This window comes from Streptomyces phaeochromogenes, from assembly GCF_001418655.1.
GTDB classification, from domain to species: Bacteria; Actinomycetota; Actinomycetes; order Streptomycetales; family Streptomycetaceae; genus Streptomyces; species Streptomyces phaeochromogenes.
The window spans coordinates 99,947-108,810 of the sequence record NZ_LIQZ01000070.1 but is presented as its reverse complement, the minus strand read 5'-3'; the positions used below and the strand labels follow the sequence as shown (position 1 = coordinate 108,810).

10 protein-coding genes are annotated in these 8,864 nt (G+C 71.5%); 2 read left to right on the top strand and 8 right to left on the bottom strand.

The annotated features are described in order from the left end of the window. Positions 1 to 18: 18 nt before the first annotated feature. A complete protein-coding gene (locus tag AOK17_RS10725; RefSeq protein WP_055612144.1) occupies positions 19 to 1,227 on the top strand; it encodes a CaiB/BaiF CoA transferase family protein in 1,209 nt (402 codons plus the stop codon). Then, a complete protein-coding gene (locus AOK17_RS10720) occupies positions 1,224 to 2,087 on the top strand; it encodes an HpcH/HpaI aldolase/citrate lyase family protein (RefSeq protein ID WP_055612143.1) in 864 nt (287 codons plus the stop codon). Before AOK17_RS10725 ends, AOK17_RS10720 begins: the two co-directional genes overlap by 4 nt. 67 nt (positions 2,088 to 2,154) lie before the next feature. Here AOK17_RS10720 and lgt read toward each other — a convergent pair whose 3' ends face one another. The 8 genes from lgt to AOK17_RS10680 all read right to left on the bottom strand — a co-directional run bounded on the left by lgt (position 2,155) and on the right by AOK17_RS10680 (position 8,757). Beyond that, positions 2,155 to 3,237 carry a prolipoprotein diacylglyceryl transferase gene (gene lgt, locus AOK17_RS10715; RefSeq protein WP_055612142.1) on the bottom strand — a complete coding sequence of 361 codons (1,083 nt, stop codon included), beginning with the start codon at positions 3,235 to 3,237 and terminating at the stop codon, positions 2,155 to 2,157. A 206-nt stretch (positions 3,238 to 3,443) separates the two neighbouring features. Beyond that, on the bottom strand, positions 3,444 to 4,217 hold the full coding sequence (locus tag AOK17_RS10710) for a DsbA family protein (RefSeq protein WP_055612141.1): 774 nt from the start codon (positions 4,215 to 4,217) through the stop codon (positions 3,444 to 3,446). Positions 4,218 to 4,332: 115 nt separating this feature from the next. Continuing rightward, positions 4,333 to 5,148 carry a tryptophan synthase subunit alpha gene (gene trpA, locus AOK17_RS10705; RefSeq protein WP_055612140.1) on the bottom strand — a complete coding sequence of 272 codons (816 nt, stop codon included), beginning with the start codon at positions 5,146 to 5,148 and terminating at the stop codon, positions 4,333 to 4,335. Next, on the bottom strand, positions 5,145 to 6,437 hold the full coding sequence (gene trpB, locus AOK17_RS10700; protein ID WP_055612139.1) for a tryptophan synthase subunit beta: 1,293 nt from the start codon (positions 6,435 to 6,437) through the stop codon (positions 5,145 to 5,147). Before trpB ends, trpA begins: the two co-directional genes overlap by 4 nt. Before the next feature lie 189 nt (positions 6,438 to 6,626). Beyond that, entirely contained in the window at positions 6,627 to 6,914 is a 288-nt protein-coding gene (trpM, locus tag AOK17_RS10695) for a tryptophan biosynthesis modulator TrpM (protein ID WP_245697082.1), read from the bottom strand. A 9-nt stretch (positions 6,915 to 6,923) separates the two neighbouring features. Next, positions 6,924 to 7,733, bottom strand: coding sequence for an indole-3-glycerol phosphate synthase TrpC (trpC, locus tag AOK17_RS10690; protein WP_055612138.1), 810 nt, complete (start codon positions 7,731 to 7,733; stop codon positions 6,924 to 6,926). A gap of 168 nt (positions 7,734 to 7,901) precedes the next feature. Beyond that, positions 7,902 to 8,360: a DUF2752 domain-containing protein gene (locus tag AOK17_RS10685; RefSeq protein WP_055612137.1), complete on the bottom strand. Its 459-nt coding sequence runs from the start codon at positions 8,358 to 8,360 to the stop codon at positions 7,902 to 7,904. A 157-nt stretch (positions 8,361 to 8,517) separates the two neighbouring features. Further along, complete coding sequence (locus AOK17_RS10680) at positions 8,518 to 8,757, bottom strand: HGxxPAAW family protein (protein ID WP_055612136.1); 240 nt, start codon at positions 8,755 to 8,757, stop codon at positions 8,518 to 8,520. Positions 8,758 to 8,864: the final 107 nt, after the last annotated feature.

Sequence of the window (8,864 nt, the reverse complement as noted above, 5' to 3'; positions counted from 1 at the left end):
CCAGGAGTCCCCCCACCCATGACCCACACCGCCGTGACCGCACCGGCACCCCTCACCGGCCTCCGCGTCCTCGACCTCGCCACCCTCTTCGCCGGCCCCCTCGCCGCCACGATGCTCGGCGACTTCGGCGCGGAGGTCATCAAGGTGGAGCACCCCCGCAGACCGGACCCGTCCCGCGGCCACGGCCCGTCGAAGAACGGCATCGGCCTGTGGTGGAAACTCCTCGGCCGCAACAAACGCACGATGACGCTGGACCTCTCCACCAACGGCGGCCGAACCACCCTCCTCCGCCTGGCCGCCTCGGCCGACGTGATCATCGAGAACTTCCGCCCCGGGACCCTGGAGAAGTGGGACCTCGGCTGGGAGGAACTGTCGGCGGCGAACCCCCGGCTGGTCCTGGCCCGCGTCACCGGCTTCGGCCAGTTCGGCCCGTACGCGCACCGCCCCGGCTTCGGCACGCTCGCCGAGGCGATGAGCGGTTTCGCCGCGATCACCGGCGAACCGGACGCCCCGCCGACCCTCCCGCCCTTCGGCCTCGCCGACTCGATCGCGGGCCTGGCCACGGCGTACGCGGTGATGACGGCCCTCGCGGCCCGCGACCGCACGGGCCGCGGGCAGGTCGTCGACATGGCGATCATCGAGCCGATCCTCACGGTCCTGGGCCCGCAGCCGCTCTGGTACGACCAGTTGGGCCACGTCCAGCCCCGCACGGGCAACCGCTCCCAGAACAACGCGCCCCGCAACACCTACCGCACCGCGGACGGCAGTTGGGTCGCCGTCTCGACCTCGGCCCAGTCGGTCGCCGAACGCGTGATGCGCCTGGTCGGCCGCCCGGACCTGACCGCCGAACCCTGGTTCACCACCGGCGCGGAACGGGCCCGCCACACCGACGTCCTCGACGAGGCGGTCGGATCGTGGATCGCCGAACACACCCGCGAGGAGGTCATCGCGGAGTTCGAGAAGGCGGAGGCCGCCGTGGCTCCCATCCAGGACGTACGCGACGTCATGACGGACCCTCAGTACGCCGCCCTCGACACGGTCACCACCGTCGACGACCCCGAACTGGGCCCGCTGCGCATGCAGAACGTCCTCTTCCGCCTCACCGAGACCCCCGGCGGAATCCGCTGGGCGGGCCGCCCGCACGGCGCCGACACGGACACCGTCCTCGCCGAACTCGGCCTGACGGAGGCCGAGATCACCACGCTCAGAGCGGAGGGCGCCCTGTGACCACGGAAGCCACCGGCGGCCCAGGAGCGACCGACGCCTTCGCTCTCACCTGGCTGTACGTACCCGGCGACCGCCCCGAAGTGGTGGCGAAGGCCCTGGTCGCGGGCGCCGACGTGGTCGTCGTCGACCTGGAGGACGCGGTCGCCCCCGACCGCAAGGAGTACGCCCGCGCCGCCACCGCCGACCTCCTGTCCGAGCCGTCCCCGCTCCCGGTCCCGGTGCACGTCCGCGTCAACGCCCCGGACAGCCCGGAGTCCGCCGCCGACCTCCGGACCCTGGCCGCGCTCCCGTCCCTGTCGGGCCTCGCGGGCATCCGCCTGCCCAAGATCACGACGCCCGCCCAGGTCGTGCGTGCGGCGGACAGGGCCCCGCACATCCCCCTGTACGCCCTCCTGGAATCGGCCCTCGCCGTCGAGCACGCCTACGCGATCGCCACGGCCCACACCGCACTGCGCGGCATCGCGCTCGGCGAGGCCGACCTCCGGGCCGACCTCGGCGTACGCGACGACGCGGGCCTCGACTGGCCCCGCTCCCGAGTGGTCCTGGCCGCCCGGGCGGCAGGTCTCGCCCCGCCGCCCCAGTCCGTCCATACCGACGTACGCGACCTCGCCGGTCTGGCCGCGTCCTGCGCCCACGGCCGCGCGCTGGGCTTCCTCGGCCGCGCGGCCATCCATCCCCGTCAGCTCCCGGTGATCGAGACGGCCTACCTCCCGACCCCGGCGGACATCGAATCGGCCGAGTCGGTCGTCAAGGCCGCGGCCACCCACCCCGGCGCCCAGGCCCTCCCGGACGGCCGCTTCATCGACGCGGCGGTGGTGGCGGCGGCCCACCGCACCCTGACACTGGCCCGCCGCCGCTAGTCGTGCACGCACACGTGGAGGGGGCGCCCCAACTGCTCGGGGCGCCCCCTCCACGTACGAACTGAGGTCAGGCCTTCTTGGCCGACTCGGCTTCCTTGTCCTTCGCCTCGACGGAACTCGACGAGTCGTCGGTCTCCGACTCAGAGGAGCCGGAGCTGGAGTCGGTTTCGGCCTCGGCCGTCTCCTTCTCGTCCACGTCCTCGGACTTCTTGGCCTCGGACTTCTTGCCCTCGGAGACCTTGGTCTCGGAGTCCTTCTTCTCGGAGTCCTCGTCCTCGGACTTCTTGTCCAGCTTCACCGCGGCGCCGTCGTCGTCGGTGTCCTCGTCGGAGGCACCCGGTTCGACGACCTCTTCGCGTCCCGGACGGAGCCGGGCCGACAGCACGATGTAGAGGACTGCGAGGAGGAAGACGACGATCGAGGTCCACTCGTTGAGGCGCATCCCCAGGAAGTGGTGGGCCTCGTCGACCCGCATGGCCTCGATCCAGAAGCGGCCCGCGCAGTACGCGGCCACGTACAGGGCGAAGGCGCGGCCGTGGCCGAGCTTGAAGCGGCGGTCGGCCCAGATGACGAGGACCGCGACACCGATGCACCACAACGACTCGTACAGGAAGGTCGGGTGGTAGTAGCCCGGCACCCGGCCGTCCGTCGAGGACGTGATGTGCAGCGCCCAGGGGAGGTCCGTCTCCCGCCCGTACAGCTCCTGGTTGAACCAGTTGCCCCAGCGGCCGATGGCCTGCGCGAGGGCGATGCCGGGCGCGAGGGCGTCGGCCCACGCCGGCAGCGGGATCCCGCGGCTGCGGCAGCCGATCCAGGCACCCACCGCGCCGAACGCGATGGCGCCCCAGATACCGAGGCCGCCCTCCCAGATCTTGAAGGCGTCGACCCAGTCCTGACCCTCGCTGAAGTACAGCTGGTAGTCGGTGATGACGTGGTAGAGCCGCCCGCCGACGAGACCGAACGGCACGGCCCACACGGCGACGTCCGCCACGGTGCCTGGTCGGCCCCCGCGCGCGATCCATCGCCTGTTGCCGAGCCAGACGGCTACGAAGACGCCGATGATGATGCAGAACGCGTAGCCGCGCAGCGGAATGACGCCGAATAGTTCGTACACTCCGCGCGACGGGCTGGGGATGTAGGCAATTTCCATGGCGGAGTCGACGCTACCCTGCCGGGCGGCACGTACGACAACCCGCCCGGGCTACGGCTCCATAACGAGACCGACGGGACCCACGGGGCCTCCGGTGCGGATGTGACATCCGCGAAGCGCCGGGCGGCCCACCGGCCTCCTGCTCCACCTACCACCACGGCCTCAGACCTCGGCGCCTCGCGCCTCCACCTCTGCGGCTCCGCGCCTCACGCCTTGTCGGCCTGCTGCACCATCTGCTTCAGCTTCGCCGGGGTCATCGACTGGTCCTGGTAGATGTTCTTGCCGTTCAGCAGCACCGTCGGCGTGCCGCTGAAGCCGCCGCCCTGGAAGGCCTGGTGGGACTTGGCGACCCAGCTGTCGTGCGCCCCGTCGTCGACGCACTTCTTGAACGGGCCGGTGTCCAGCCCGTCGACCTTGCCGGCCAGCTCGATCAGCTTGCTGTTCTTCGCGTACGCGTCGTCCGTCTCGGCGGGCTGGTTCTCGAACAGCACGTCGTGGTACGCGGTGAACTTCCCGGCGTCCTGGGAACAGGCCGCGGCGTTGGCCGCGCGCAGGGAGCCGCTGCCTCCCATGTTCCCGTCGATCAGGGTCGCGAGGTGGTACTCGACCTTGAGCTGTCCGGCGTCCGTCAGCTCGTGGATCGTCGAGCGGTAGGCGTCCTCGAAGCTCTTGCAGGCCGGGCAGCGGAAGTCCTCCCACACGGTGAGGGTCGACTTGGCGCTCTCCTTGCCGACGGGGATGGCCAGGCTGTCGTCGCCGTTCGCCCCCGAGGGGGCCGTCACCGGGCCCGCCGTGTCGGTCTTGTCCTTGCCTGCGTTCGCGGCCAGCACACCGCCGACCGCGGCCAGTGCCAGCACGCAGACGACGGCACCGCCCACGATCAGCACGCGCCGGCGCTTCTCCGCCGTCTTCTGCTTCGCTCGCTCTTCCGCCAGCCGCTCGCGGGCGGTGCGCTTTCCGTCACGGTTCTTCTCGCTCACATCCCGCAGAACGAACCGGGGAGGCGCACCGCGCCTCCCCGGCCCCAGGTCCACCCGTTCGAGTGAGCGGATTGTCCGTTACGTACGTGAACAGCTGTACGCAACGGACAATTGGTCACGCCGTGCCGCGCACGCCCTTCGCGAGGTCGGCGGCGAGGGCGCGTACGGCGTCCAGGCCAGCGGCCTCGTCCGGGGCGTCCAGCATCCGCTTCACGAAGGCCGAGCCGACGATGACGCCGTCGGCGAAGCCGGCCACCTCGGAGGCCTGCTCGGCGTTCGAGACGCCGAGGCCGACACAGACCGGGATGTCGGTGGTGGCCTTGGTGCGCCGCACCAGGTCCTGGGCCTGCGCGCCCACAGACGCACGTGTCCCGGTGACGCCCATCAGCGAGGCCGCGTAGACGAAGCCGGAGCCCGCCTTCGTGATCTCGGCGAGCCGGGCGTCCTTGCTGCTGGGGGCGACGACGAAGACGGTCGCGAGGCCGTGCTTCTCGGCGTGCTCCCTCCACAGCGCGGACTCCTGCACGGGCAGGTCGGGCAGGATGCAGCCCGCGCCGCCCGCCTCGGCGAGCTCGGCGGTGAAGCGCTCGACGCCGTAGCGGTCGATCGGGTTCCAGTACGTCATCACGAGGACGGGTTTGCCGGTCGCCTCGTACGCCTCGCGGACCGTGCGCATGACGTCCGCGATCTTGACGCCGCCTCGCAGGGCGATGTCGTCGGCGGTCTGGATGACCGGTCCGTCGAGGACGGGGTCGCTGTGCGGCAGCCCGACCTCGACGACGTCCGCGCCGCCCTCGAAGACGGCCTTGATGGCCGCGATCCCGCCGTCGACGGTCGGGAAGCCGGCCGGCAGGTAGGCGATGAGCGCGGAGCGCCCCTCGGCCTTCGCACCGGCGAGGGTGTCGCTCAACAGCTGGATGTTGCCGCTCACTTGGCGTCCCCCTCGATCTCCGCGCTGTCGCTGTCGGCATCCGCCTCGACGACGGCGTCGGCGCCCTCGTCGTACAGGCCGAAGTAACGGGCGGCCGTGTCCATGTCCTTGTCGCCGCGCCCGGAGAGGTTGACGACGATCAGCCCGTCGGGCCCCAGCTCCTTGCCGACCTCCAGGGCGCCGGCCAGCGCGTGCGCGCTCTCGATCGCCGGGATGATGCCCTCGGTACGGGAGAGCAGGCGCAGGGCCTGCATCGCCGCGTCGTCGGTGACGGCACGGTACTCACCGCGTCCGCTGTCCTTGAGGTACGCGTGCTCGGGGCCGATGCCCGGGTAGTCGAGTCCGGCCGAGATCGAGTACGGCTCGGTGATCTGGCCCTCCTCGTCCTGGAGGACGTACGACCGCGAGCCGTGCAGGATGCCGGGCTCGCCCGCGGTGAGGGTGGCCGCGTGCTCACCGGTCTCGATGCCGTGTCCGGCGGGCTCGCAGCCGATGAGGCGTACGTCCGCGTCCGGGATGAAGGCGTGGAAGAGACCGATGGCGTTGGAACCGCCGCCGACGCAGGCGACGGCCGCGTCGGGGAGACGGCCCGCGCGCTCCAGGATCTGCCGCCTGGCCTCGACGCCGATGACGCGGTGGAAGTCGCGGACCATCGCGGGGAAGGGGTGCGGTCCCGCGACCGTGCCGAACAGGTAGTGGGTGCGGTCGACGTTGGCGACCCAGTCGCGGAAGGCCTCGTTGATGGCGTCCTTCAGCGTGCGGCTGCCGGACTTCACGGCGATGACCTCGGCGCCGAGCATGCGCATCCGGGCCACGTTCAGGGCCTGGCGCTGCGTGTCGATCTCGCCCATGTAGATGGTGCATTCGAGGCCGAACAGCGCGCAGGCGGTGGCCGTCGCGACACCGTGCTGGCCCGCGCCGGTCTCGGCGATGACCCGGGTCTTGCCCATGCGCCGGGTGAGCAGGGCCTGCCCGAGCACGTTGTTGATCTTGTGGGAGCCGGTGTGGTTCAGGTCCTCGCGCTTGAGGAACACCCGGGCGCCACCCGCGTGTTCGGCGAAGCGCCGCACCTCGGTGAGGGAGCTGGGGCGGCCGGTGTAGTGGACGAGCAGGTCGTCCAGTTCCCGGGCGAACTCGGGGTCGGACTTCGCCTTGTCGTACTCCACGGCGACCTCGTCCACGGCGGCGACCAGCGCCTCCGGGATGAATTTCCCGCCGAACGCGCCGAAGTATCCCTCGGCGCTGGGGACCTGACCCTCGGGGTCGGGAATGAAGAACTCGCTGGGCATGCGGTTACCTCGCAGGGGCGACAGCCCCGGTCAACAGGTCGGATGGACGGTCACGTCTGCGCCACGGCCGCCGAAAGGTTCGCTCATATGGAGGCGTACCACTCCCCGCCGCGACGGCGCGAGGCCCCACGGCGGTGGTCGGCTGTGATCGGCGGTGATCGGCGGTGCCGAACCGGGCCGCGACCCCCGTCAGGAGACGGGGCGGAGCCCACCGTCGGCGGTGGCGCGTACGCGCCGACGCCATCGCATGCCGTTGACCTGGCCGGGCTCGTCACCGATGACGTACCGCACCCGGCGACCGTGCACGCGCCGCGCGGGCGCCCGGCAGCCGCGCGGACGGCAGCCGCGGGCGAGCCGTGCGTAGGGGCCACGGGCCACCGAGGGGCCCGCGGCGGCCGACCGTACGCTCGCCGGACCGCCGTCGGGGCCTGGGCCCGGACGGGTGGTCGTGGCGGCGAGGGAACGGTCGGCGTACATCCGGAGGTGTCAGCCCCGTCCGTGCCGCAGTGCGGGATGGGCTCCCGCGGCGACCAGGTCGGAGACGGCGGTCTTCGGGTCCCGGCCGGTGACCAGGGACTCGCCCACCAGCACGGCGTCGGCGCCCGCGTTGGCGTACGCGATGAGGTCGTGCGGCCCGCGGACGCCGGACTCGGCGATCTTCACGATGTGCGCCGGGATCTCGGGGGCGACACGGTCGAAGGTGCCGCGGTCGACCTTGAGGTCCTTGAGGTTGCGCGCGTTGACGCCGATGACCTTCGCACCGGCGTCCACCGCCCGCTCGACCTCGTCCTCGTCGTGCACCTCGACGAGCGGTGTGAGCCCGATGGACTCGGCGCGCTCGATGAGGGACTCCAGGGCGGGCTGGTCGAGGGCGGCCACGATGAGCAGCGCGAGGTCCGCGCCGTACGCCCGGGCCTCCCACAGCTGGTAGGAGGTGACGATGAAGTCCTTGCGCAGCACCGGGATGTCGACCCGGGCGCGGACGGCCTCCAGGTCGGCCAGCGATCCGCCGAAGCGGCGCTGCTCCGTGAGGACGGAGATGACGGCCGCGCCGCCCGCCTCGTAGTCGGCGGCGAGTGCGGCCGGGTCGGCGATCGCGGCGAGGGCGCCCTTGGACGGGCTGGAACGCTTGACCTCACAGATGACCTTGACGCCGTCGCCGCGCAGGGCCGCGACACCGTCCTTGGCAGGCTGAGCCTTCGCGGCGCGCTCCTTGAGCTCGTCGAGGCTGACGCGCGCCTGCCGCTCCGCGAGGTCGGCACGGACTCCGTCGATGATCTCGTCGAGCACACTCACGCGAGCGGCCCCCTTCCCAGACGGTTGACAGTTGTAGCGCTTCTGCGGTTGACCCGGGTCCGTCTCGCTTCGGACGAAACCGATGGTCACTGCGATGGTATCCGGAGGAGGGCTTAGGCCTCGCATCCGGTTGACGCCGGTCCCACTACCTGGACGTTCACCGATTGATCAAGGATGCAGCCAGCCACCGAACGGCAGGTTCCGGACAACCGTGAAGACCAGCAGCAACGCACCCAGGCCCCACAGGACGGACGGTCGGGCATCGATGCGCAGGGGCCGTCCCCGGACCGTACGGATCACCCAGACGGTCCACACGACGGCGAACACCAGATACCCCACGACGGCGACCGCGTTGGCCCCGAGCGCCGCCACGAGGTCCCCGTGCGCGACGGCGTGCGCGCTGCGCAGTCCGCCGCAGCCGGGGCAGTACACGCCGGCGTACTGGAGCAGCGGACAGGCGGGGTAGTGCCCCGGCTCGTTCGGATCGACCGCCCCCACGTACGCGAAGGCGCCGGCCACGGCCGCGAGGATTCCGCCGGGCACGAGGAGCCGCCGGGCCACGGACCCCTGCGGTACGGGTCCGGGAGCGGGCGTCACCCTCTGGGTCTCGGCGTTCACCCCACGCATTCTGCCGCGCCGGGGCACACACCGCACACATGCGCGTACGCGAGGAGGCACGTCCGTACGCGAGTGAGCATGTCCTTACACGAGGAAGCCCGTCCGTACGCGAAAGAGGCGGGCCCGGCGGTCGAAGCCGGTTCCGCCTCTCAGCACGCTGTGAGGATCAGCTCTCGGCGGACGCGGACGCCACCTGGTGGGTCCGGGGGGCGGCCTTCTGCTTGCCCAGGCCCGCCGCGCTCATCGCCATGCCGACCACGCCACCGAGGGCCACGACGACCAGGCCGGCCCAGAAGCCCAGCGGATTGGCCATCACCATGAAGGCACCGGAGACGCAGAAACCGATGACTGCGATGGTGACACCGGTCCAGGCGGCCGGAGTGTGACCGTGGTTGCTGCCCGCCATGACTTAGCTCCTCATGATCTGTGTTGCTCTGTGCGTGTGTGAGTCGGACGCTCACCGACCATTGTCCCGCACGCGCGCGTGCGGCCTGCGCGGGGGTGCCGCGGCCC

Excerpts from the sequence above, each read along its gene's own strand:
- trpM (WP_245697082.1), bottom strand. The coding sequence starts at position 6,914 with ATGTACGCCGACCGTTCCCTCGCCGCCACGACCACCCGTCCGGGCCCA.
- AOK17_RS10680 (WP_055612136.1), bottom strand. The coding sequence starts at position 8,757 with ATGGCGGGCAGCAACCACGGTCACACTCCGGCCGCCTGGACCGGTGTC.
- AOK17_RS10685 (WP_055612137.1), bottom strand. The coding sequence starts at position 8,360 with ATGCGTGGGGTGAACGCCGAGACCCAGAGGGTGACGCCCGCTCCCGGA.
- lgt (WP_055612142.1), bottom strand. The coding sequence starts at position 3,237 with ATGGAAATTGCCTACATCCCCAGCCCGTCGCGCGGAGTGTACGAACTA.
- AOK17_RS10725 (WP_055612144.1), top strand. The coding sequence starts at position 19 with ATGACCCACACCGCCGTGACCGCACCGGCACCCCTCACCGGCCTCCGC.
- trpB (WP_055612139.1), bottom strand. The coding sequence starts at position 6,437 with ATGCCCAGCGAGTTCTTCATTCCCGACCCCGAGGGTCAGGTCCCCAGC.